The following is a 23,458-nucleotide window of genomic DNA, read 5'->3' as shown; positions in this document are numbered from 1 at the left end:
TTTCATTTGCTACAGGTTTAATAGCTGCAGACACATCAATTTTTGGTGCTGTTGCAGCTTTCGCAGCAGGACCTGCCGTAGCTACTGGTACAGTATTAACAGCTGGATCTGTTGTAGCAGGAGTAACTGCTTGTACAGGTGCTGTTGCTTCTTGTTTTACTACTGGTGCAGTTTGTACTGCTTCTTTTACTACCGGCACAGGTTGTACTTGTGGGGCTTCTGCTGCATAAGCAACTACGCTAGTGCCTAATACACCAGCTACTGCCAATGCAAGGCTAGTTCTTACGATAGATTTCTTCATCATGTCCTCCTAAGTTTCAAATAGTTAATTGCATATAAGCTATGGAATATAACCTATGTACAATCACATCTGTTTACCACCTAGGCCTATGGCGGCTAACTGAGACCATCTTAGCCACCGCGTATGAGATGTAAATTAAGATATCAGAACAGCTCAATTTATTGCATGAAATATATATGAATTTTCGGCTAAATTTCTATAGAATTTTTACAAACGCGATTCATGAATCATCAATTCATATTATGTCTGCTGATTTCTGTGAAAGCCCATACTATGTAACATTACTCATATTATTAAATACTAATTTTTTCAATATGACTCACAGCTAGATCATTCATGAGTAAATTTTTAGAAAAAACTCCGTACATACAAAAAAGCCACAAGGTGTTAACCTTGTGGCCATTGGAGCTGATAATAGGATTCGAACCTACGACCTACTCATTACGAATGAGCCGCTCTACCAACTGAGCTATACCAGCATGTGTATAATAACATCCTACTCCTATTGCAGTAAGATGTCAAATACACCTATTTTACGCCTTTTACAGATACGAGTTCACCTGTGAAAGCATCTACATGTACCTCAATTTCTTGATGATTCGCGGCACCAAATTCTACATCATATACAAAACGACCTTTTTCATTTTTTACGGACCAGCTATTGAGGCTTGTTGCTTGGCCTTTTGTTTGAGCAAAGGCAAAGTTTACAACTGCGTCTGGTGTTAAGATACGAGTTGGATCAAAGGCTTTTTTCTCTAAAGAAACCTTATAAGCACCATCTTTTGTTTCACCAATTTGATTTGTATTGTAGTTGTATTTCAACTCATATTTACCTGTTGAATCAAAACCTTCAACTTCATACTTAATTTGACCATCTTCACCATCAAACGCGATTTCTGTAATCGCTGCTTTAGGATGTTGTTGAATGAAAGCATTAAGCAATGTATTAGCACCTACAATGGCTGCATGATTAGCATCAACGACTGCTACTGTTGGTTGTACCGGTACAATACTAGCCGCATCAACAACTGGTGCATTTACCCCAAATGCCGCTACTAGCGCTAATGCAATACCGCCTTTTACGAACATAGATTTCATAAGTTCCTCCTACATAATAAGATTAGTAAATATTCCATATATTAATATTATACACAATAATTAGGACTTTCACGAACAAAATCATAACCTAAATAACACCCACAAATAGATAGCATATGTTACAATCTAATTATCAAAACAGTAGTTAATAATATATACAAGTGAGTACTATGATTTCTTTATATCCAACCTTTTACCATATATTTCAATGCAAAGCCAATCAATGTCATCATACATGTTGCCAAAAATGGACCATCGATGTCGATGAGGAGACGGCTAAACTATATCAAACGTTGCCTACACCATTAGGCGAAGATCTACGGAAATTTATGACCGTCGATGATGAAGGCTATTATTTTATGTTTAGTGACAAACAACCTACCTGTCCGTTGCTACGAGAAGATGGCTTGTGCCGCGTTGTCCTAGAGCTAGGCGAAGATAGTTTATGTGATACGTGTCATATGCATCCTAGATTCTATAAATACATCAAAGACCTCGAGTTGTGTGGCGTAGGTCTATCCTGCGAAGAATCGGTAGAAAAGTTACTAGCTACCGAAGGCGACCAATTGCAATTCACCATTGAAGATGATGATGGCGAGTTTACCGCAGACGATCGTCCCGTACTAGAAAATATCTTTGACCTTTTAGCATTAGGTATCAATCCTGCTATATGTCAATTTACACCAAATCACTCCATCCGATACTGCCAAGAGTTAATCAACTTATATAAAGAAACGGAACCTATCGATGAAGAGTGGACAAAACAACTAGCTCATTTAGAAGATATGCTATCATCAACAACGGCAATGAATACGACGGATTTGCTCAACCTTGATGCCCAAGAAACGGCCGCACTCAACAAGGTGTATCAATACATCTTATACCGCCAAATTGATATGCTCGCGGAGTACTCGTTAGAAAGTCTTGTACGATATGCCTTTGATGCTACATTATTCATCGCATTATTGACACATCAATTCGGAAATCTGCCAGAGCAAATTAGACGCTGGTCTGAACAAATTGAATATGACGAAGACAATGTATCTTACCTATTCGATGCCTATGAAAATAGCAACCACGACCAATAATGCGTAGTGGCTATATAACAGACCAAAAGACCCATTCCACAAACGGAATGGGTCTTTTTAGAATAGTAGTATGCCTAAAAATTTCATGCCTATCCAGACGATATAAGCACCGCAAATGACGAGAAGCCCTTCAAAGGCATTACCCGAAACAGCGGCCCCTACAATACGTCCTACCACAGTAATTAAGGACATGGTAAGAAGTAAGCAAATAATCGTAAGGAATACGCCCAATAACAACACAAGAACGACAGGAGCTTTAGCCAAAGCAAAAAGTACGCCTAAGCTTAACATATAAATGCCAATGACCACCTGCGCATAGGCAATGCAGTGGAATACGCCCGTTAAAATAGTCATCGTATAACAATGACGGGCACGCCATAGTGCATAACCACTGATGAGTATAGCCATAACTAAGGCTTTCACAATCAGCAATAACCATCTGCTCACATCCCAAAGAGGTGTAGTCGTGCTCAACTTTTGTAATAATCCATTGAGTTCAATGACGTTAACCATAGGAAGTTGTTCAAGCTTCATAAATGTAGCGGGATTCATGATGAAATTTTTCATAGCCTCCGCATACACCGAATCACCTATAGCGGTAAATTGGTAACATATAACGGCGAGCACAATCATCACGATTAATTGAGTTATGCTAGTACGTTGACGATATATGCGCACGCCATCCGTATCGATAGGCCCTACTAATCGATCAAAGAATTCAATCATATGTCCTCTTAATACTTATTAATACAACACAATACCAAGTATGCATCAATGCACACAGACAGTGCGTTTTTCATGAAACGCTCATTTATTATAACATAAAAGCAAGGTATACTCTATACCTTGCTTTTAATTTTATTATATTTTTATGTTATAAATAGTTTAACTTTACTCATAAAAAGTTATTGCAAACTTCCCAAGATTTTAGTCAAATTAGAATCCATTCTTTCAAGATACGTTTTATCGTCTTCCTTGCTTTCGATAGTATAAATAGTTTCTACCTTAGCGCCTACTTCTTGAGCTAATGTTTTGGATACTTCAGGGCTAGCCATTTCTTCTGCAAAGATAGTAGTAATCTTGTTTTCTTTACAATATTCGATAAGTTTAGCCAATTGTGCCGCGTTTGGTTCACCTTCTGCAAACACATCTTCTACGCTATTTTGTTCTAGACCAAAGTCACGGCATAGATATGCAAAGGCTGCATGACCTGTTACAAAATTCTTGTGTGGTGCTTTTGCAAATTGGCCTTCGTATTTTTGAATCATCGCATCTAATTTTGCCACATAATCATTGTAGTTCTTTTCGTAGTAATCCTTATTAGCAGGATCTACCTTTACCAATGCGTCCTTAATATTTTTAACTTCGATTTTTGCATTTTTTAAAGATAACCATGCATGAGGATCTTCGGCGCCATGCTCTTTAATTTCGTCAGGATCTGTATTTTTAATAGCCTCTATACCATCAGAAGCTTTCACAGATACGAGTTTATCATTTTTAGCCGCATCAATCGCTTGTTGTGCCCAAGGTTCCATGCCTAAACCATTGTAAACAAATACTTGAGCCGTTGCCAATTGTTTCATATTTTCTGGTTTTAATTCAAAGTCATGTGGTTCTGTACCATCTGGAATAATCGTAGATACCTCTACCTTATCGCCACCGATGGCCTTCGCAAATTCAGACATAGCATTAAAACTTGTTACCACTTGGATTTTCTTACCTGCTTGTTCCTTTGGCACATCATTACCACAGCCTGCAAATAAAGCAGCCATCAATACGCCGACTACTAACAATACCAGTTTCTTGACCATAGTTGGCCTCCTTTTTTCTGAAATCCTGAGTGCTCATGCTATTATAGTATATATACTATTCTTTAGTTGCAGTTGCGACTCAGTTGCATTTGTAATATAGTTATAGTATAAACGTAGTAATAATTTTGTCAATCAGAAAAGTGGTTTTTATGTTATCAATTCAACATCTTTATTTTTCATACCAAGGTCAACCGCCCTATGTGCTAAATGATTTAAACTTAGAGGTGCATAGCGGCGATTATATTTCCATCGTAGGCGACAATGGTTCTGGTAAAAGCACCCTCTTGCGCCTCATTCTAGGTTTTCTAACGCCTGTAAAAGGTTCCATCACATGCAACACGAACAATATTCGTTATGTATCACAAAAGAATGATTTCTCCCATGCTGGATTTCCTATTACAGTCCACGAAATTCTAGATTCCTATCGCAAGCTATTGAACATCAAAGATAAGCATGAAGTGAATCGCGTTCTTGAGCTCACACATATGACAGAGTTTAAAGACCGCCTCATCAGCAAATTATCCGGCGGTCAAGCACAGCGCGTTTCTATCGCACGGGCCCTTATCGGTAGCCCAGATCTCATCATTCTCGATGAACCATCAACGGGCATCGACCGCAAGAGCCAAGAAGGTATTTATGCCCTCTTGTGCACACTAAATCAGGAACACCATATTACCATTATTTCTGTAGAGCATAATTTGGAAATGGCTCTTGCAAATTCGACAAATATCTATCACATTGCAAATGGTCAAGGTCATCTCTGTTCCCCTGAACAATATGCTAGCGAAATCATGCATAACACGGGACACAATCCTGTAGCCCATGAAAACTGTTCCTGCTTTACAGACGTGACGGCTCAGGCTGATGATACAACAACTAAGGAGGTGCGCCATGTTTAATTATGATTTCATGCAAAATGCCTTCTTCGTAGCAGTCTGCATATCTCTATTATGCCCATGCATCGGTATATTTATGGTACTACGCCGGTCCAGTATGATTGGCGACACCATGAGCCACGCATCCCTCGCCGGAATTACCCTCGGTTTATTGACCAATACGAACCCTATATTAGGGGCTTTCATATTCACCGCTATCTGCGGCGCTCTTATCGAGTTCTTGCGAAAATACTTTTCTCATCATCTTGATTTAATTCTTACCATCATCTTATCTCTCAGCATCGGTACAGCCATTACCCTCATCAGTTCGGGCAAGCTGAAAGCTAACGCTAACGTGTTCTTCTTCGGTAGCATCTTAACCGTAAATACTACAGATATGATTAGCATTGCAGTACTCACCATATTATCTGTGTTAACCTTGTATTTCCTCTACAACTCACTGCTCTACATCGCCTACGATGAAGAGGCAGCACGAGTAGCGGGTGTAAAAGTGGATTTGATTAACTATGTATTTGCTATCTTAATGGCGGCAGCCGTATCCATTTCCATCAAAATCGTCGGCGTTCTCGTATTAAGTGCCATGATCGCCTTACCGGTAGCCTCTGCATTACAATTGGAAAAAGGTTTTAGAACAACCTTACTCTGCTCCATTGGATTTAGTTTAATGGCCATGATTATCGGCCTATTCGGATCCTATTATCTTAACGTAGCACCAGGTGGCTTTGTATCACTTACATCGGTATTCATCCTATTAGTGGTACTCATCATCAAGAACATTAAATCCATAATTCGGAGGATGCAATTTAGTAAATAAATAGTATGTGTACAAGAGTACATACAGTTAATAGTTAACCCATAATAGAAAGCATTATTATGAATACAACACATTGGCCAGAAGGCATAAAAAAGACCAAACAGCGCGAAGCTATTTGGTCCGTATTAAACTCAACGGATAAACCGATTACCGCCATCGAAATTGCTGAACGCTTAGGCGATGGCAGCACCACCTGGATGTCTACCATTTACCGAACCCTTGAGTTATTAGAAACAAAAGATATCGTTACACGTACCACCATCATGGGTAGCGACATGGCGTACTACGAAATTACACCCCATACGCACCGTCACTATGCGGTATGTACGAAATGTGGAACTATGATACCTCTACATACCTGCCCCGTCGTAGAAATGCCACAGGAACTTACAGATGTGGGGTTTACAGTAACAGAGCATCACCTAGAAATTGCGGGGATCTGTAAGGACTGTAAAAACAGATAAAACGCCAAAAGGGCCCCTAGTCTAATGTACTAGGGGCCCTTTCATATGGGATATCTAATATTAATCTATATAGTTTTTAATCGCTTCATTGAACAATGTTACCTTATATTCGCGAATCTCATAGGTTGCCAATTGCTCCGCATAATATGCGTCGAATTGTATAGCCTCTTCTAAGTCCTCAACTGTTCCTTGAGCGATAATAAGGTTTTCACCAGAGTTATCTGGTCTTGTGCCAAACATTAAAAATTTTCCTGCATCAAAATATGTTTTATACCAGATATGATGCTTCTCTCTCAATGCCTCGAATGCTTCCGGCGGGATGCGATTCATATCTAGCTTGATAGAAATCGTATACATAATAGGCTCCTATATACTCTTGCTTAACCACACTATATATATCCCTCTCTTACTTATAGTATAGCATTTTTCCAATAATGTATCCATTGCACAACAATTAACAGGGCCTAGTCGTATGTGACTAGGCCCTGTGTATTATGCATAGTATAGGATTTTATAAGCTTTCACCAATTACAACATCAATGGAGCAACAACGAAACCAAGTGCTACAGAAATAGCAATGGCAAGTACGCCTGGGATGAAGAATGGATGGTTAAATACGAGATGACCGATTCGGGTCGAACCTGTATCATCCATTTGTACAGCCCCCAAAAGTGTTGGGTATGTAGGTAGTACAAAGAGTGCAGATACGGCCGCAAAGGATGCGATAATGATATATACAGATCCCGTATTTTCCGGAGTAATACCTAAAGCAAGGATTACTGCCGGTACAAGTGCTTGTGTAGTCGCTGCTTGGCTATACAAAAGCGTACTAGCAAAGAAGAAGGCAACTGCTAACAAGAACGGATATGCCGTTACCATGCTAGAGGCCATGGCTTTAATTTCAGGAATATGACCTTTTACAAAGGTATCGCCTAACCATGCTACGCCGAGAACACAGACACAGGCGGATAAACCAGATTTGAATGTACTTGTGTTGACAAGTTGTGCTGTATCTAGTTTACAGAAGAATGTAATAGCCGCTGCAATAATCATCATGAATCCGACGATGGCATCGTTTCGACCAAATATAACCGGTTTAATGATACCGATATTCTTGGAAATCGCTGTTGCATAGAATACGATACAAATGATACCAATTAAGAAAATCAAAACAGATTTTTTCGCACCTGGTTTTAGATGGAAATCCACATTCTTTTCACGAGGTGGTGCCACATGGCCTGCTGCCAAACGTTCTTGGTAAACAGGATCAGAAGACAAATCATTGTTCGTAAAGGTCGACATGATAAAGGCAGTAATCATAACCGCAATAAATGTTGTGGAAATACAAATACCAAGCAATGTTGGATAGCTAACACCGAACGGTTCAAGGAATCCGCTCATAGCAACAACCGCTGCGGATACAGGGCTTGCGGTAATACCGATTTGGCTGGCTACAACGGCAATCGATAGTGGTACGGAAGGCTTGATGTTCTCGCTCTTTGCAACCTCTACAATTACAGGAATCATAGAAAATGCCGTATGACCTGTACCAGCCAAGATTGTCAAGAAATACGTAACGGTAGGAGCTAAATAGTTGATGTGTTTAGGATTTTTACGCAAGATATTTTCCGCAATGCGTACTAAATAATCTAAACCACCAGCCAACTGCAATGCGCAAATCGCGGCAATGGCTGACATAATGATTAGGATAACATCCCAAGGGATTTGCCCTGGGAACATCCCCATACCGAGGCTCAGCAATACGACGCCGAGGCCGCCAGCATAGCCGATGCCCATGCCACCGAGGCGTACGCCCAAGAAGATGGCACCGAACAAAATAATGACTTGCATAATTACATAAATGTCCATACGATGACCTCCTTTGAATATATATACTATACATATATAGTATCATAGATATGCAGAATAATCATCGTATTTTGAGAATGTATAGAATATATTTTACATTATGCAAGTAAAATGCTTTTAATTATAGAATGATTGGCTTCAAATCTTCTAATACGCCCTCTTCTTCTGTGGCACGTTTAATGCTTTCACCTACGATGCGAACCATGTCTTCCAATTGTTCCACCGTGGATGCCAATGGTGGCATAAGGATAACCACATCGCCGATTGGACGGCAAATAAGGCCTTGTTCACGAGCTAGAACGGCAACCTTTGCACCTACCGCATCATTTGGGCGATACGCTTCGTGAGTAGCAACGTCCTTTTCAAGTTCAATACCTACAATAAGACCTCGTTGACGCACTTCTTTAACATGTTTTAACTGTTCGATAGGTTTGAGTGCCTTTGTAAAAGCCTCAACCTTCGCAGGTAATCCTTCGATAACCTTTTCATCGCGGAATACTTTCAACGAAGCCAATGCAACAGCACATGCCAAGGCATTACCGGTGTAGGAATGGCCATGATAGAATGTTTTCTTTTCTTCAAATGTGCCAAGAAATGCATCGAATACGCGTTTTGTAGTCAATGTAGCGGCCAACGGCAAATAACCACCCGTAATCCCTTTGGATAAGGTCATAAAATCAGGCGATACGCCTTCATGTTCACAAGCAAAGAATTTACCTGTACGGCCAAAGCCTGTTGCCACTTCATCAACGATGAGGAATACATCATGTTTGGCGGTTAACTCACGAACGCGTTTTAAATAGCCGTGAGGCATAACAAGCATACCGGCCGCAGCTTGCACTAATGGTTCCATAACGAGAGCTGTAATTTCGTCTCCTTCTTCATTGAGGATACGTTCCAATTCTACTAAGGAATCTTCAAATGCTTTATCTCGATCTGCTACATCACGGTATACACCAGGGCTTGGCAAGGTTAAAGGTTTGAACAACAAATTATGGAACACTTGATGGAACAACTGAATTCCACCTACGGATACAGTACCTAATGTATCACCATGATAGCCCGCATTGAGTGCAATAAATTTCGTTTTCTTTGTTTGACCTACTAATTGACGGTATTGGTACGCCATCTTAATAGCGACTTCAATAGCCGTACTACCATCATCGGATAAGAATACCTTTTCCAAACCTTCTGGTGCAAGTTCAACTAATTCTTTACACAACTGCGCTGATGGAGGGCTCACCAATCCGAGCAATGTGCTATGCGCAATCTTATCAACTTGGTCCTTCAACGCTTGATTAAGCACAGGATGATTATGGCCATGAATATTAACCCACAAGGATGATACACCATCATAATACTTTTTACCCTTGTCATCAATCAAATACACGCCTTCACCGCGTTCGATAACTACAGGTTCTTGTGCTAACCAGTCTTGCATTTGTGTAAATGGATGCCATACAAATTCGTGGTCCCATTGTGCAATTTGTGAAAGTTGTTTCTCTGCCATCATAACACCTCATACTTAAGATTTTATATCTATACTATCTACTTAATTCCAGATTCCTTGTATATAGAGCTTTCACTAAATGCCCCATACAGTTTGCCAAATCTTAGCCGAATCTAAGAACGAACGCCCCCAACCAAGTTTGATATGCGCTTGATTAGGTCCTTGATATGGAGGAAGTACACCGAGCACCGGAATACCGGTATACCGTTCCATATCCTCAATATTCGTCTTTAATAAGAATGGATCCACCACAGTCGTATCATTTACAATGATTCCTTTTACATCAATATGATGCTGTTTTGCATACTCATAGGTCAATACCACGCGATTGATAGAACCCAAGCGCCCATCAGCAATCAATATGGCAGGATATGCAATATCCGTCATAAGATTTGTAAACGTAATATCCTTAGTAAGAGGCGTTGTAATTCCACCAGCCCCTTCTACAAATGTAATATCGTGTTGATTTACGACCCTTTTCACATGATTTACAATCTCTGGATAATCGATGTCCACACCGGCCAACTCTGCTGCCAAACGCGGTGAATAATCCCCAGCCAATGCAATGGGATTCACCTCGCGACGACGCGACTCAGGAATACCTACAGACTGCATCAAATAGGTAGCATCCTTACTTTCAAGGCCCATGCATATTTCATCTTCATCCATCGTTCCACATTGAGAAAATGGAACTGCACTAGACGATACAGGCTTAACCATGCCCACATCAAAACCATCGTCCACTGCTAACGCCCCAAGCAAACCTGTGACAAACGTCTTACCTACATCCGTATCCGTACCAATAATAGAAACACCTAACTGTCTCATACGAGCACCTCTTTACCATATCGAATCAATATTAACAACTATGCATATATAATTAGTTGACAATTTAATTACAGTATAAAACTTACAAACAGAACCGTCAACTATATACAATCTATACAGGTTGACAATTTTCACCTATAGCAAGAACCACCCATACCCTCGCGCGACTCTCCCTCGCTTAGGTATGACCCGATGAGGCTTATTTACATCAAATGCAAATAGAAACAGAGATAACCTTCCCGCAGCGACTTTGGCCCTGCGAAGGCCGCAGGCCGGAGTCAGACCCGGCCGGTGCTTCTCTCATTAAATACAGAGGAATTCCGGAGTATTGTGGTTATACGTAAACTCGATGGGACCCAATTATATCTACAGTTATAGCAAGAGCCACTCATACCTTCGCAGCGACTTTGGCCCTGTTCCGTAGGAACAGACCCGGCCGGTGGAGCGAGACGGTGTGAGTGGCTCTTGATAACCTAAATGTAGAATTGTAATGGGGCCCCATCGAGTAGTCGATTAAACCTCAATATAGCGGAATTCTCCTGTATCAGGATCCATCATCCCCCCATAGAATCCCATGCCTCTTGGGAATAGTGGATGATGACGCAAGAATTTTACAGTATATCGTACGTTTTCTTCAGAAATATGGAAACGATCCATCCAATCGATAAGACCTGGTTCAATCATGCGAATGGCATCTTCATTAATACCTTTGGCTTTCATAGATTCCATAAATTGTTCTGCGGAAAAATCAATCATACCACAGTTTTCATGACCGATGACGATTACATCTTCGATGCCCATGCCGTATGTAGACACAAGCAAGCTTTGAACGATGTTATCAATCGGTTGCGTTACGCTGTTGCCGGCCGTCTTAATTGTAATTACCTCGCCGCGATCAAATCCTAAAGATTCTTCGAGCATCCCCACTAAACGCGTATCCATACATGTTACAATAGCTAATTTCTTTGTAGGATGACTAGTTAACCCCTTTTGAGCAAGCTCAGGATGTTTAGCTACATATTCTTTGTTTTTTTCAATGATACCATTAATATCAATCATAATGCACCTCGCATATTCTATGAGACATGTTGATGTTCTCTACGTATTTTACTAGGAATCATATTTCATTAAGTATAATTATCCCGTATAAGATTATATAAAACTTTCACCATAAGATACAATACTATAAGCTATGTATACAAGATACTTAATGAGGAATCCCCCTCGATTAATTCCCCCGATTATGTTACTATTAAGTCGTAGTTTATTTATACATCCTGCGCGATACCACAGCGATGTATGTACCAAGTAGGTACAGTTAGGAGGTTTTATGATGGGTATCAATACAAAAACACTGCCAGGCATATTGCTCTGTGCAATTCTAGCCATTCCATGTTGGCTATTAGGACAGCATTTTCATTTTATCGGCAGTCCAATCTTCGCTATTATCCTCGGTATTATTATTGGTTCTTTATTCACATCTTGGAAACGAGAAAAAACGGGCGCCGGCATTGGATTTACGTCTAAAAAAATCTTACAATGGGCCGTTATCCTTCTCGGCTTTGGTCTTAACATCACCCAAGTATTGCATGTAGGTTGGGTTTCCTTACCAATTATCATCTCAACCATTGCCACATCGCTTATCGTTTCTTTCATCATATTCAAAGCCACGCATATCGATTCTAACACAGCCGTTTTGATTGGCGTTGGTTCTTCCATCTGTGGTGGTAGTGCCATTGCTGCGGCGGCGCCTGTTGTGAAAGCTAGCGATCAAGATATTGCACAAGCTATTTCCGTTGTATTCTTCTTCAACGTAGTCGCTGCATTCATATTCCCACCTCTTGGCGATGCTATTGGGTTGTCTAACATGGGCTTTGGCCTCTTTGCGGGCACAGCCGTTAACGATACATCATCCGTAACAGCTACTGCTGCTGTTTGGGATAGCATGAAGGGCACAGGCACGCAAGTTCTTGAATATGCAACTATCGTTAAGTTGACACGTACATTGGCAATCATCCCTATCTGTTTAGGTCTTGCTAGTTATCAAGTGTACAAAGCCAAACAAGCGGCTAAGGCAAGCGATAACGCTGAATCTGTTAATATTGCAGCTATCTTCCCTAAGTTCGTTCTTTACTTTGTCATTTGTTCTCTTATTACAACTGTATTGTCCTATGCAAATGTAGATATTCACTTCTTAGACATATTCAAAACTATTTCTAAATACTTTATCACCATGGCCATGGTTGCTATTGGGCTTAATACAAATCTTGTTAAGCTTATCAAATCTGGTGGTAGTGCCCTTGCATTAGGCGCTGCATGCTGGATTTGCATCACCCTCGTCAGCCTAGGGATGCAACATGTTATCGGTTTATGGTAAAATAGAATAAAGCTTCGTTTAATACAGAATAGATTTCTATGTAGTACTTTATAATACTACACAGGGGTCTATTCTTTTATTATACGTACCAAATTTACCTAAACGTATCATCCATCAAGAAAGGAGGATTATCTATGTATTTCCTGCAAGGTTTATTAGTAGGTCTCGCCACGTTTGCACCGATTGGGATGCAAAATCTATTTATCATTAATACGGCCCTCGTCCAACCATTGCCACGTATCCTGTTAACCATCACTATTATCGGGCTATTCGATATGACCTTGAGTACGGCGGCCTTTTACGGCATTGGGGCGCTCCTCGAGGCCTGGCCAGTCTTTAACCTGATCATTCTCATTGCAGGCGGCTTGCTCGTAGCCTACATAGGATACAAAACATTTAAAACTACACCTTCGCTCAAAAAGGTTGATACGAATATCCCCATCAAAAATATTCTGTTAATGGCACTTCTCGTTACATGGGGTAATCCACAGGCCGTCATCGATGCCTCCATGATGCTCGGCGCCTTTCGTGCTAATATTCCTGCTGAAAGCATATATCACTTCTTCTTTGGATTCCTCGCGATGACACCGATTTGGTTTGGATTCCTTGCTGGAACCATGTATGTACTAGCTAAGAAAATTAAGATATCCCATCTCGTATGGATCAATCGCGTATGTGGTACCGTATTAATAATATATGGCATAAAACTCGTCTATGATGGCATTCTAATGATGCTGTCCATATAAACACAAAACAGGTATCACCTGAAATCACTACACCATAAAGCTGTGTGGTTTTAGGCGATACCTGTTTTATTCATATATATTGTTATTTAAAATTCATCGAGGACCTGTAGGAAAATATCTTTAAATGCCTCTGCATAGGTATTAGGATTTTGTAAACTCACATAGAAATAGTAATCCTTTTCTATAGGTTTACCATTATTTAATATACATTTTCGCTCAATACCTGGAATGGTATCCACTAGATACTTGAATCGGTCTACCAGTAATATACCTTGTCCAGCACCAACGAGAAAACGAGCTTCTTCAAGATTTTTAACTTGTAGAAATGATCCCATAAATCCCATCGATTTTCGATAGTTTTCCTCTTCATCTAACCGTTGGTCATCATGACATACAAGAATTAACGGCAAATCTAATAATTCTTTCAGCTCTACAGACCCCTCCGTGGTATACCCCTTGGGCACCTCTGCTATAACGGTGGCCTTACTAATAGGATATGCTACATAATCATTATCCGACTTAATTTGCCAATAATCATTAAAAATGATATCCACCAAATTATCATCGAGCATTTGATTCAATTCAGAATGGCTGCCACTATACATACGCACATCGAGGTCACGATATCGTTTTGTAGTACGCATCAAGGCTTGCTGCAATGCAATACCACTATAGCGATTTAAATAGCCAATACGCAAATACTTACGCTCATTTTTACCGACACGCACCGTCTCATGTTGTAAATTTTTAACGCGCGTCATCAGCTGTTTACCATTCCGATATAAATATTCACCAGCCGGTGTTAGATGAAAGCTACGCTTTTCACGTATCATCAATGGAACACCAAGGCTAGCCTCCAAGGATTTAATTTGTTGTGAAATAGCCGACTGAGACACATAGTGCTCATAGGCTGCCTGTGTAAAGCTGTTATGCTCTACAACAGAAATAAAATACTCCAATTGTTTTAATAACATGATGAACTCTCTCAATACACATAATCCCAAACAATAAACCTGTCACTATCCAGACATCTAGATACTCTCACGCAACAAGCTACGCCACACAAATATAGCGGCTATAAAAAAGATACTAGCAGTACTCCAAAATACCATGCCATAACCAAACCAATTAGCGATCATACCACTAATCATAGGGCCCAACACATTGCCCATCATGGCTACACTAGATACAGCGCCAAAGACAATACTTCGCCGCTCTTTGGGAACAGCCTTTGAAATCAAGGTATTCGCTATAGGCGTAATAAAGCCCATAAAGAATCCTGCAATGGTTCTAAATATACCTAAGCCCCACACATTTGGCATAAGATATTGGAGGATAAAAAATCCGCCTACACCACAGGTGGCCGTCAATAATATATTCGGCATAGACATCCATTTAGTAATGCGACCGATTGAAATCGATGCTAGTGCACTAAACAGACCGGCCCCAAAGATAATAACACCTACAATGGTAGCCACAAAATCATCATTTACTTGCATATAGTGTTTAATGTAGAGTGGCAATATAGGGCCTATACCGGTAATACCAAAGTTACATAAAAATTGCATAACCACGAGCAATCGTACACGTGGGATAGCAAGAAATGATTTAATTAATGACCATTGGGACTCATTACTATCTACCTTATGCGTGTGCTGTAGATTAGGCATGAGTAGGTACACACCTAACAAGCACAAGCCTGATAAGATGGAAAACATAAAGAACGGAGCACGATAGCCTAATAAATCGGCAGCAAGACCACCCATAAGAGGGCCAAAAACAAGCCCCATCACCATCGACGCTTGGTACAATCCCATCGCCCATGGTACGCGTTCCTCTGGTGTGATCAATACAATGATACCAAGTCCAATGGGTACAAAACCACCCACTAAGCCTTGTAAGGTACGCAACACTAACAGCTGACTCGGCGTTTGTGCAAAACCGGCAGCCCCTACAGCTAGCATCAGAGTGGCAAGGATGAACATCATCACCCGGCGAGGCCCTAGTTCATTGGCTTTCCTGGACCAAAAGGGAGCACTCAAGGCTACCATACAAGGTGTTACACCAGATACAAGACCGGCCCACATAGCAGCCTCTCCTTGATTGGTCAGCCCTAGATCTACCAAATATAAAGGTATAAATGATAATACGCCGATAATAGTAATGCCCGCACCGACTTGTATAGCGCAAATCAAATAGATGATGCGCTTCCATGAAATATCCATACAACCTTCAAGCAATTAATTAAAATACATTATTTAGAATATATTTAACTAAATATATTAAGATAACTTACCTATATATTGTATCGTAAACACACAAAAAAGACCATCTCTTATGCACTAATAAGTAAAGATAGGCACGAAAAAAGCTCTCATCTCTTAGTAATAGACGAGAGCTTCTATATATAAAAAATATATACTACATTCTTAGTATTGTTTTTGTTTAATCATCCAGTAGATGTAGTAGATTACCAATGCATATGTTAATACATCAAATACAGGTAAGAATGGTACCATTTTGGACAAACGACCAAAACCATGAACATGAATATTGGCTGCAATAAGAGCAATGAGATTTAAACGATGAATCCAAATCGCTTTCTTACGAGATACGGATTTTGCCATATTTCCAATCCAAGGTGTTAAGTATAGTACACCAAAGATAAGAGCAATAAACATGGCTCCAAGGGAGATATAACCGCCCCAAAAACCTAAGAAAGATTTTACGGCCTTTAAGAAGTATACATACCAGTGAGCACAGACTAAAACAACGCTGACAATACCTACTATACGATGCACTTCAAACATTTCTTTAGGATTGTATCGTTTGATAAACCATTTTGGTTTTGTTGCAATATATGTCAACACAAGCCATGCTGCATAAGGGATTAAACCTAAATGAACCTTCCAGTTACCAAATGGTCTGCCGCCAGTCACATACCCATATTCTACCATTCCCATTAAGATGAGTGCTAACACAGCAATCCAAATAAGAATATGGTACTTACTCTTAAATTGTTTCTTCACTACTTCTGCCATTACCGAGACTCCTCACAGTTAAATATATATGATGTTAAATAATTCCACATAAGATAATACCAATTTTCATTCTCATAGTAAAGTGAAAATGTATACCAATCTCACATAAAAACATGAATATTACTCATATAGTCAGAATAATAGAATCTTATATAAAAGAATCTAAAATAACAGATAAAATCACAGCAATAATAAAGGCCCTCATAGTCATAAAAGCGCAAGCTTTCACAACCACGAGGGCCATTCTAAGTAATAGTATATCGGACATAACCGATACGAACTATCAAGTATTCAATTATACACGATCACGTTTGCGATATACGATGAACGGACGTGCTAAGTAGTTGAGTGGAACACTCAAGCAGTGTACCAAACGGCTGAATGGGAAGATAATAGCTACCACCATCCACGCTAACATGTGGAATTTAAACATGAATGGTACGCCTTCCATCAAGGATGGATCCGGCATAAAGGAGATTAGGCTACGGAACCAAGGGCCGATAGATACGCGGTAATCAAAGAAACCAGATGCATTAAGCAATGTACCAGCCATACCGCTGAAAATAGCTAATGTTAAGAACAAGTATAGCCATTTATCAAGGCCAGATGTATTAACTTTCATAGCAGGCACAGTAAAGCGGCGTTTCATCAAGAGCAAGAAGCCTATGATGAAGATAATACCAGCTACAGCACCCATGTATAACGCACCTTGATGGTACATATGGTCATTAATACCGATTGCAGCAGTCCAAGTTTTAGGGATTAACACACCTACTACGTGACCACCGATAACGCATAGCAAGCCAAAGTGGAACAACGGATTGGCAATGCGCAATTGTTTTTTCTCTAAAAATTCACTCGATTTTGTAGTCCAGTTTCTTTCAAAGTAGAAGAAACGAACCAAAGTACCTACGATTAAGAAGGTGAAAGCGATGTAAGGCAATGCGCCCCAAAGGAATAGATTCATCGTGCACCGTCCTCCAATCCATTTGCAACAGACAAGATAATATCAAACAAGAATGCATAAGGCAATTTAGCCTCAATGAAGCGTTCTCTAATGTATTCCAATTTTGGTTTACAATAGTCGTAAATTTCTTTTGCTTTTTCATCATCGATAACGGCACATAATTCAAGAAGTGCTGGAATATAGTCTGGCATTTCTTTTGGCAAATCATAGTCGTTTTCTAGGAAGAACGCTTTAAATTTAACGAGTTCTTCTGCTTGTTCCCCAGTACCTTGTAATTCATAAGTCGACAAATACATCGTTGTATTTTGACTAAAATCAAAGGTACGAACATATTGGTCTTCGAATTCTTTTTTATCAGATTCCTCTACATAGTCGAAGAATTCTAATAAACCTTGGCGAAGTTGAGGATGCCCAACGGATTGCGCGTCCTCTCTCCATTCAGGTAGTTCGTTATACCATTGTTCATCAGGATAGCGTAGAAGAAATGACGCAATAAGAGCGATTTTCTGAGCATCCTTCATTATTGACATCCCCCTGTAGGGCAAGCAAAGCCGCGATTTTGTTGCATTTCTAAGCGACCTTCACGAGATACTTTCACATCAGATGGGATAACAAAGCGATCATTGTATTTGGACAATGCCAACAATTTGTACATACCGTACATTTGATCTTCTGTTAACTCCACATTGTGATCGATAGGACCGTCACCTGTTTCACGACGGCGCATGTATTCACGCATGTCGAGAACACGTTGCAATGTACGAGCTAAGATTTCTGTATTACCTGCTGTAAACAAGTTAGCAAGGTATTGTACAGGTACGCGCATTTCATGTGCATCTGGCAAGTATACATCAGATGTTACACGTTGCAAGATTGGGCTGAGTGGTGGTACATACCAAACCATTGGCAATGTACGATACTCAGGATGCAATGGCAATGCCACGCCCCACTCTTTTACAAGTTTGTATACAGGAGATTTTTGAGCTGCTTTAATCCATGCTTCAGAGATGCCTTCTGCACGAGCCGCTTTGATAACCTCTGGATCATGAGGGTCCAAAATCAAATCTAATGTATTTTCGTAAATATCTTGTTCATTTTTTGTAGCTGCCATAGCTTCTACTTTGTCCATATCGTAGAATACAACGCCAACATAGCGCATACGACCTACACAAGTTTCAGCACAGATTTGAGGCAAACCATTTTCCAAACGTGGGTAACAGAATACGCATTTTTCAGCTTTATTAGTTTCCCAGTTATAGAAGATTTTTTTGTATGGGCAAGATGGAACACAATGTCTCCAACCGCGGCATACATCTTGAGATACGAGAACTACACCATCTTCGTCGCGTTTATAAATCGCGCCGGATGGACATGCAGCTACACACGCAGGGTTCAAGCAGTGGTTACAAAGACGAGGCAAGTAACGCATGAATACTTCTTCGTAGTCAAATACGATATCTTGGCCCATCTTAGTTAAGTTCACATCAGAGCGAGCATGTTGACCACCAGCTAAATCGTCATCCCAGTTAGGACCCCAAGTAACTTCCATTTTTTGTTTCGTTACAAGGGAACGAGGACGAGCAACTGGTTGGTTATTTTTACGACCACCATGAATCAATGTTTCATAGTCGTAAGTCCAAGGTTCGAAGTAATCCTTCAATTCTGGTTGTTCAGGATGGAAGAATAATTTCATCAAACGATTTGTTTTAGAACCTGTAGAAAGAGCTAATTTACCGGAGTTATCTAATGTCCAGCCGCCTTTCCATTTTTCTTGGTCTTCCCAATGACGTGGGTAACCTACGCCTGGGCGAGTTTCCACGTTATTGAAGTACATATATTCCGCGCCTTCGCGGTTCGTCCATGTATTTTTACAAGTGATAGAGCATGTGTGACAACCCAAACACTTATCCAAATTTAGGACCATAGATACTTGAGCCTTAATCTTCAAGCCAATCTACCTCCTTCATTTTACGAGCCACAATTGTCATATCACGTTGGTTACCAGTTGGGCCATAGTAGTTAAAGCCATAGCTCAATTGGCCATAACCGCCGATCATGTGTGTCGGTTTCATGTGAATATGAGTTGGTGCATTATGCGTACCACCGCGTTGTTTCTTAACTTTCGCGCCAGGAACGTTGATGTGACGATCTTGGGAATGGTGCATATAGGAAATACCGCGAGGAATACGTGGGGAAACTACAGCACGAGCTGCAACGATACCGTTTTTATTGAAAGCTTCTACCCAATCATTATCCTTAACGTCGATTTCTGCTGCATCGTCTTCGTTGAGCCAAATAGTTTGACCACCGCGGAACAATGTCAACATTTGTTGGCTATCGAAATACATACTATGTGTAGACCACTTGTGATGTGGTGTTAAGTATTTCAATGTGATTTCAGGAACACCTTCTTGTTTGTAGTCACCTTGTACTGGTTTATAGGACAATACCGGTTTGTACAATGCCATAGCTTCACCGTAATCGCGCATCATTTCATGGTCGCAATAGAAGGATTGACGACCTGTTACGGTACGGAATGGTACCTTATCTTCTGTAGATGTAGTAAATGGAGAATAACGACGGTTTTTATCGTTCTTACCAGTACTTGTTACAGAGCTAATGATGAAGCGTGGTTGGCGAACCATGTCATCGAAGGTAATTTTTTCTTGTTCACGACCTTTTGCGTTCTTTTCAAGACCAGAAAGGCCTGTTTTTTCTTCCATTGCTTTCCAAGAGCGAACAGCCAATTTACCATTTGTACAAGAGGACAATGTCAATACAGCATTACAAGCTTCCTTACATTCGTAAATGCTAGGGCGGCCATGAGAAATGAATTCTGGATTATCGATGACACCATTTTGATCATATAATGTCTTATATTCATCAGATACATCCCAAGCCATGCCATGAGCACCCATTTTGTTTTCAATATTAGGTCCCAATGCAATGTATTTTTCAAAGATTTTACTGTAGTCGCGTTTTACATGAACGAGGTTCGGCATTGTTTTACCAGGAATTGGTTCACATTCGCCTTTGCTCCAGTCGAGAACCTTACCTTCTGGTTGAGCCACTTCACCTGGGCTATCATGACCAAGAGGCAATGCTACGATATCTTCGTATTCTGTGAAGCCAGACTCTTTCGCTACGCGAGATACTGTTTCTGCAAGGGTACGGAATGTATCCCAGTCAGATTTAGTTTCCCATGCGCAATCAACAGCCGCTTGGAATACGTGTACATATGGATGCATATCTGTAGAAGACAAGTCTTCTTTTTCATACCATGTAGCCGCTGGGAATACGATATCAGAATACAAGCCGGTAGAAGCCATACGGAAGTCGATGTCGATTAAGAGGTCAAGCTTACCAGCTTCATCTGCTTCGCGCCATTTGATTTCTTCTGGTTTTACTGGTGCGTCATCATCTTCGAGAACACCATGTTTTGTACCAAGTAAATGTTTCAAGAAATATTCGTGGCCTTTAGAGGAAGAACCGATAAGGTTCGCACGCCATACAAACAAGTTGCGTGGATGGTTTTCTTTAGCCGCTGGATCTTCTACGCAGAATTGTAATTCTTTGTTTTTCAACGCTTGCGCCACATATTGGTTAATCTCTGCTTCTGTACCAGCACCCGCTGCACGAGCGTCGTTAATCAATTCTTGACTGCCTTTATTGAAAGTAGGGTAAGATGGCAACCAGCCTAAACGTGCAGCCAATACGTTGTAATCACCAGGGTGACGGTAACGAGGCTTAGCTAATTTAGATACGCGGTCTGCCAAATCGATGCAATCAGAACGATATTGTTCTGTAGCAAAGTAGAACCAAGATGTACCATTTTGCAAACGAGGCGCTTTACTCCAGTCGTTAGCTGTCATGATACCGCCCCAACCTTCAACAGGACGAAGTTTTTCTTGACCTACGTAGTGAGCCCAACCACCACCGTTAACACCTTCTGTACCACAGAACATGATGAGGTTCAAGATTGTACGGTAAATGATATCCGCATGGTACCAGTGGTTGATACCACCACCCATGATAATCATGGAACGACCTTTAGTTTTTTCTGCATTATCTGCAAATTCACGAGCTGTGGCAATAGCGATATCTGCTTTTACGCCAGTGATTTTTTCTTGCCATGTAGGTGTGTAAGGAGTGTCATCAGTATAAGATGTTGCCACTTCACCACCGATACCACGATCGATACCATAGTTAGCAAGAATAAGGTCATATACAGTAGTTACTTTTACAGGACCATCTACAGTTTGTACTGTAATAGTTGGAATAGCACGTTCAATAACGCCTTCGTGCTCTTCATCACCAAAGTATGGCAACTTAACAACAGTCACATCTTGACGTTGGTCAAATACGGATAAACGAGGGTCAATTTTAGCCCCTGTATTGCGGTTTTCAAGGCGTAAGTTCCATTTTTGTGGATTTGTGTGACGGTCGCCCATTGTACCATTTGGAACAACGATTTCATTTGTTGTTTCATCAATTAATACAGTTTGGAAATCAGCACCGTCTTCTTTGCTTCCTAAATCCTTAGCATTTAAGAAACGACCTGGTTGTACTGCACCGTTGATGTCTTCAACGCGTACAAGGAATGGCATATCGGTAAACTCTTTAGCATACTCTTTGAAGTATGGAGTTTCCTTATCGATGTAATATTCTTTTAAGATAACATGACCCATTGCCATAGCAAGAGCCGCATCAGTGCCGGCTTTCACATTAAGCCAAGCATCAGAAGAAGTTGTAGATTCCGCATAGTCAGGAGATACGGATACAACCTTAGTACCTTTGTAACGAACCTCTGTCAAGAAGTGAGCATCAGGTGTACGTGTCAACGGTACATTGGAACCCCAAGTCATGATGTAGCCAGCATTATACCAGTCACCAGATTCAGGTGTATCCGTTTGTTCACCCCAAACTTGAGGGCTGGATGGTGGTAAATCGGCATACCAGTCATAGAAGGACAATGGTGAACCACCCATTAAGTTAAGGAAACGAGCACCTGCTGCATAGGACAACATGGACATCGCTGGAATTACAGAGAAGCCTGCATTGCGGTCAGGGCCGTATGTTTTTGCTGTATATAGTAAAGATGCTGCAGTGATTTCTGTCGCTTCGTCCCAAGTGGAGCGCACAAAGCCACCCATACCACGGGCAGATTTATATTTTTTCGCCTTTTCAGGGTCTTCTACGATAGATTTCCATGCTTCGATAGGATTTTTAGCTGTTTTCTTTGCTTCTCTCCAAAGCTCAGCCAATTCGCCGCGTACATATGGATATTTTACGCGCAATGGACTGTACAAATACCAAGAGAAGGTCGCACCACGAGGGCACCCACGTGGTTCATAGTCCGGCATATCATCAGGTGTTTCCGGATAATCTGTAGCTTGGTTTTCCCATGCTACGACGCCATTTTTAACGTAAATGTTCCAGCTACAAGAACCAGTACAGTTTACGCCATGTGTTGTGCGGACTACTTTATCGTAGGACCAACGGTCACGATAAAAATTTTCCCATTCGCGACCGCCTTCTTCTGTGATTTGGTGACCGCTTGGAGATACGTCCTTCTTGCGAAGAAACTTGAATTTCTGAGACAATAAACTCATCTCGTGTCCTCCTTAAAACTACAAAAAAGCCCTTGC

Annotated in this window: 21 protein-coding genes, 1 tRNA gene and 1 pseudogene; 6 read left to right on the top strand and 17 right to left on the bottom strand. The window is 40.7% G+C overall.

All coding sequences use genetic code 11. The annotated features are described in order from the left end of the window. From RYP29_RS01165 to RYP29_RS01155, 3 genes and pseudogenes are all read right to left on the bottom strand, one after another. A pseudogene (locus RYP29_RS01165) lies at positions 1-304 on the bottom strand (hypothetical protein); the annotation flags it as partial. Positions 305-704: 400 nt separating this feature from the next. After that, a tRNA-Thr gene (locus RYP29_RS01160) sits at positions 705-780 on the bottom strand. A gap of 49 nt (positions 781-829) precedes the next feature. After that, complete coding sequence (locus tag RYP29_RS01155; protein ID WP_287524673.1) at positions 830-1,399, bottom strand: PepSY domain-containing protein; 570 nt, start codon at positions 1,397-1,399, stop codon at positions 830-832. A gap of 170 nt (positions 1,400-1,569) precedes the next feature. Here RYP29_RS01155 and fliB point away from each other — a divergent pair, with 170 nt between their 5' ends. Then, positions 1,570-2,487, top strand: a complete 918-nt coding sequence (gene fliB / locus RYP29_RS01150) for a flagellin lysine-N-methylase (protein WP_311531667.1) — start codon at positions 1,570-1,572, stop codon at positions 2,485-2,487. Between the two features lie 57 nt (positions 2,488-2,544). Here fliB and RYP29_RS01145 read toward each other — a convergent pair whose 3' ends face one another. After that, positions 2,545-3,213: a hypothetical protein gene (locus RYP29_RS01145; RefSeq protein ID WP_311531666.1), complete on the bottom strand. Its 669-nt coding sequence runs from the start codon at positions 3,211-3,213 to the stop codon at positions 2,545-2,547. 179 nt (positions 3,214-3,392) lie between these two features. Further along, a complete protein-coding gene (locus RYP29_RS01140) occupies positions 3,393-4,298 on the bottom strand; it encodes a metal ABC transporter substrate-binding protein (RefSeq protein WP_311531665.1) in 906 nt (301 codons plus the stop codon). Positions 4,299-4,447: 149 nt separating this feature from the next. Between RYP29_RS01140 and RYP29_RS01135 the strand changes: the two genes are divergently transcribed. Genes RYP29_RS01135 through RYP29_RS01125 form a run of 3 tightly spaced genes read left to right on the top strand, consistent with a single transcriptional unit; the run spans position 4,448 to position 6,472 of the window. Continuing rightward, positions 4,448-5,197 carry a metal ABC transporter ATP-binding protein gene (locus RYP29_RS01135; protein ID WP_311531663.1) on the top strand — a complete coding sequence of 250 codons (750 nt, stop codon included), beginning with the start codon at positions 4,448-4,450 and terminating at the stop codon, positions 5,195-5,197. Next, complete coding sequence (locus tag RYP29_RS01130; RefSeq protein ID WP_311531661.1) at positions 5,190-6,008, top strand: metal ABC transporter permease; 819 nt, start codon at positions 5,190-5,192, stop codon at positions 6,006-6,008. The genes RYP29_RS01135 and RYP29_RS01130 overlap by 8 nt, the downstream gene beginning before the upstream one ends. A 59-nt stretch (positions 6,009-6,067) precedes the next feature. Beyond that, positions 6,068-6,472 (top strand): Fur family transcriptional regulator, encoded by a 405-nt coding sequence (locus RYP29_RS01125; RefSeq protein WP_005381542.1) that lies wholly within the window; start codon positions 6,068-6,070, stop codon positions 6,470-6,472. Positions 6,473-6,532: 60 nt separating this feature from the next. Here the strand turns inward: RYP29_RS01125 and RYP29_RS01120 are convergent, their stop codons facing one another. From RYP29_RS01120 to RYP29_RS01100, 5 genes are all read right to left on the bottom strand, one after another. Continuing rightward, entirely contained in the window at positions 6,533-6,829 is a 297-nt protein-coding gene (locus tag RYP29_RS01120) for a hypothetical protein (protein ID WP_311531659.1), read from the bottom strand. A 171-nt stretch (positions 6,830-7,000) separates the two neighbouring features. Then, positions 7,001-8,341, bottom strand: coding sequence for an anaerobic C4-dicarboxylate transporter (locus RYP29_RS01115; RefSeq protein WP_005376674.1), 1,341 nt, complete (start codon positions 8,339-8,341; stop codon positions 7,001-7,003). Positions 8,342-8,462: 121 nt separating this feature from the next. Next, entirely contained in the window at positions 8,463-9,851 is a 1,389-nt protein-coding gene (gene bioA / locus RYP29_RS01110; protein WP_311531675.1) for an adenosylmethionine--8-amino-7-oxononanoate transaminase, read from the bottom strand. Positions 9,852-9,926: 75 nt separating this feature from the next. Then, positions 9,927-10,679: a dethiobiotin synthase gene (gene bioD, locus RYP29_RS01105; RefSeq protein WP_311531658.1), complete on the bottom strand. Its 753-nt coding sequence runs from the start codon at positions 10,677-10,679 to the stop codon at positions 9,927-9,929. Between the two features lie 513 nt (positions 10,680-11,192). Continuing rightward, a complete protein-coding gene (locus tag RYP29_RS01100) occupies positions 11,193-11,738 on the bottom strand; it encodes a carbonic anhydrase (RefSeq protein ID WP_005376646.1) in 546 nt (181 codons plus the stop codon). Between the two features lie 274 nt (positions 11,739-12,012). Here RYP29_RS01100 and RYP29_RS01095 point away from each other — a divergent pair, with 274 nt between their 5' ends. Next, entirely contained in the window at positions 12,013-13,056 is a 1,044-nt protein-coding gene (locus RYP29_RS01095; RefSeq protein ID WP_311531673.1) for a YeiH family protein, read from the top strand. Positions 13,057-13,190: 134 nt separating this feature from the next. Continuing rightward, the gene (locus tag RYP29_RS01090) at positions 13,191-13,802 is read left to right on the top strand and encodes a LysE family transporter (RefSeq protein ID WP_311531656.1); all 612 of its coding nucleotides are present in this window, start codon (positions 13,191-13,193) and stop codon (positions 13,800-13,802) included. 86 nt (positions 13,803-13,888) lie between these two features. Here the strand turns inward: RYP29_RS01090 and RYP29_RS01085 are convergent, their stop codons facing one another. From RYP29_RS01085 to RYP29_RS01055, 7 genes are all read right to left on the bottom strand, one after another. After that, positions 13,889-14,776: a LysR family transcriptional regulator gene (locus tag RYP29_RS01085; RefSeq protein WP_311531655.1), complete on the bottom strand. Its 888-nt coding sequence runs from the start codon at positions 14,774-14,776 to the stop codon at positions 13,889-13,891. 57 nt (positions 14,777-14,833) lie between these two features. After that, positions 14,834-16,027 (bottom strand): MFS transporter, encoded by a 1,194-nt coding sequence (locus RYP29_RS01080; protein ID WP_005376656.1) that lies wholly within the window; start codon positions 16,025-16,027, stop codon positions 14,834-14,836. 204 nt (positions 16,028-16,231) lie between these two features. Next, positions 16,232-16,843, bottom strand: coding sequence for a hypothetical protein (locus tag RYP29_RS01075; protein WP_311531651.1), 612 nt, complete (start codon positions 16,841-16,843; stop codon positions 16,232-16,234). A 295-nt stretch (positions 16,844-17,138) separates the two neighbouring features. Beyond that, on the bottom strand, positions 17,139-17,810 hold the full coding sequence (gene narI, locus RYP29_RS01070) for a respiratory nitrate reductase subunit gamma (protein WP_311531649.1): 672 nt from the start codon (positions 17,808-17,810) through the stop codon (positions 17,139-17,141). Continuing rightward, positions 17,807-18,331: a nitrate reductase molybdenum cofactor assembly chaperone gene (gene narJ, locus RYP29_RS01065; RefSeq protein ID WP_005381454.1), complete on the bottom strand. Its 525-nt coding sequence runs from the start codon at positions 18,329-18,331 to the stop codon at positions 17,807-17,809. Before narJ ends, narI begins: the two co-directional genes overlap by 4 nt. Further along, on the bottom strand, positions 18,331-19,758 hold the full coding sequence (narH, locus tag RYP29_RS01060) for a nitrate reductase subunit beta (protein WP_005376657.1): 1,428 nt from the start codon (positions 19,756-19,758) through the stop codon (positions 18,331-18,333). Before narH ends, narJ begins: the two co-directional genes overlap by 1 nt. Then, the gene (locus RYP29_RS01055) at positions 19,748-23,422 is read right to left on the bottom strand and encodes a nitrate reductase subunit alpha (RefSeq protein ID WP_156930888.1); all 3,675 of its coding nucleotides are present in this window, start codon (positions 23,420-23,422) and stop codon (positions 19,748-19,750) included. Before RYP29_RS01055 ends, narH begins: the two co-directional genes overlap by 11 nt. Between the last annotated feature and the right edge of the window lie 36 nt (positions 23,423-23,458).

It is taken from the genome of uncultured Veillonella sp. (assembly GCF_963534045.1).
Taxonomy (GTDB): domain Bacteria; phylum Bacillota; class Negativicutes; order Veillonellales; family Veillonellaceae; genus Veillonella.
The sequence above is the reverse complement of the archived record's forward strand: the minus strand, read 5'-3'. Positions and strand labels throughout refer to the sequence as shown.

What these genes read in the sequence shown, in the direction of transcription:
- RYP29_RS01155 (WP_287524673.1), bottom strand. Translation starts at nt 1,399, where the DNA reads ATGAAATCTATGTTCGTAAAAGGCGGTATTGCATTAGCGCTAGTAGCG.
- fliB (WP_311531667.1), top strand. Translation starts at nt 1,570, where the DNA reads ATGATTTCTTTATATCCAACCTTTTACCATATATTTCAATGCAAAGCC.
- RYP29_RS01145 (WP_311531666.1), bottom strand. Translation starts at nt 3,213, where the DNA reads ATGATTGAATTCTTTGATCGATTAGTAGGGCCTATCGATACGGATGGC.
- RYP29_RS01140 (WP_311531665.1), bottom strand. Translation starts at nt 4,298, where the DNA reads ATGGTCAAGAAACTGGTATTGTTAGTAGTCGGCGTATTGATGGCTGCT.
- RYP29_RS01135 (WP_311531663.1), top strand. Translation starts at nt 4,448, where the DNA reads ATGTTATCAATTCAACATCTTTATTTTTCATACCAAGGTCAACCGCCC.
- RYP29_RS01130 (WP_311531661.1), top strand. Translation starts at nt 5,190, where the DNA reads ATGTTTAATTATGATTTCATGCAAAATGCCTTCTTCGTAGCAGTCTGC.
- RYP29_RS01125 (WP_005381542.1), top strand. Translation starts at nt 6,068, where the DNA reads ATGAATACAACACATTGGCCAGAAGGCATAAAAAAGACCAAACAGCGC.
- RYP29_RS01120 (WP_311531659.1), bottom strand. Translation starts at nt 6,829, where the DNA reads ATGTATACGATTTCTATCAAGCTAGATATGAATCGCATCCCGCCGGAA.
- RYP29_RS01115 (WP_005376674.1), bottom strand. Translation starts at nt 8,341, where the DNA reads ATGGACATTTATGTAATTATGCAAGTCATTATTTTGTTCGGTGCCATC.
- bioA (WP_311531675.1), bottom strand. Translation starts at nt 9,851, where the DNA reads ATGGCAGAGAAACAACTTTCACAAATTGCACAATGGGACCACGAATTT.
- bioD (WP_311531658.1), bottom strand. Translation starts at nt 10,679, where the DNA reads ATGAGACAGTTAGGTGTTTCTATTATTGGTACGGATACGGATGTAGGT.
- RYP29_RS01100 (WP_005376646.1), bottom strand. Translation starts at nt 11,738, where the DNA reads ATGATTGATATTAATGGTATCATTGAAAAAAACAAAGAATATGTAGCT.
- RYP29_RS01095 (WP_311531673.1), top strand. Translation starts at nt 12,013, where the DNA reads ATGGGTATCAATACAAAAACACTGCCAGGCATATTGCTCTGTGCAATT.
- RYP29_RS01090 (WP_311531656.1), top strand. Translation starts at nt 13,191, where the DNA reads ATGTATTTCCTGCAAGGTTTATTAGTAGGTCTCGCCACGTTTGCACCG.
- RYP29_RS01085 (WP_311531655.1), bottom strand. Translation starts at nt 14,776, where the DNA reads ATGTTATTAAAACAATTGGAGTATTTTATTTCTGTTGTAGAGCATAAC.
- RYP29_RS01080 (WP_005376656.1), bottom strand. Translation starts at nt 16,027, where the DNA reads ATGGATATTTCATGGAAGCGCATCATCTATTTGATTTGCGCTATACAA.
- RYP29_RS01075 (WP_311531651.1), bottom strand. Translation starts at nt 16,843, where the DNA reads ATGGCAGAAGTAGTGAAGAAACAATTTAAGAGTAAGTACCATATTCTT.
- narI (WP_311531649.1), bottom strand. Translation starts at nt 17,810, where the DNA reads ATGAATCTATTCCTTTGGGGCGCATTGCCTTACATCGCTTTCACCTTC.
- narJ (WP_005381454.1), bottom strand. Translation starts at nt 18,331, where the DNA reads ATGAAGGATGCTCAGAAAATCGCTCTTATTGCGTCATTTCTTCTACGC.
- RYP29_RS01055 (WP_156930888.1), bottom strand. Translation starts at nt 23,422, where the DNA reads ATGAGTTTATTGTCTCAGAAATTCAAGTTTCTTCGCAAGAAGGACGTA.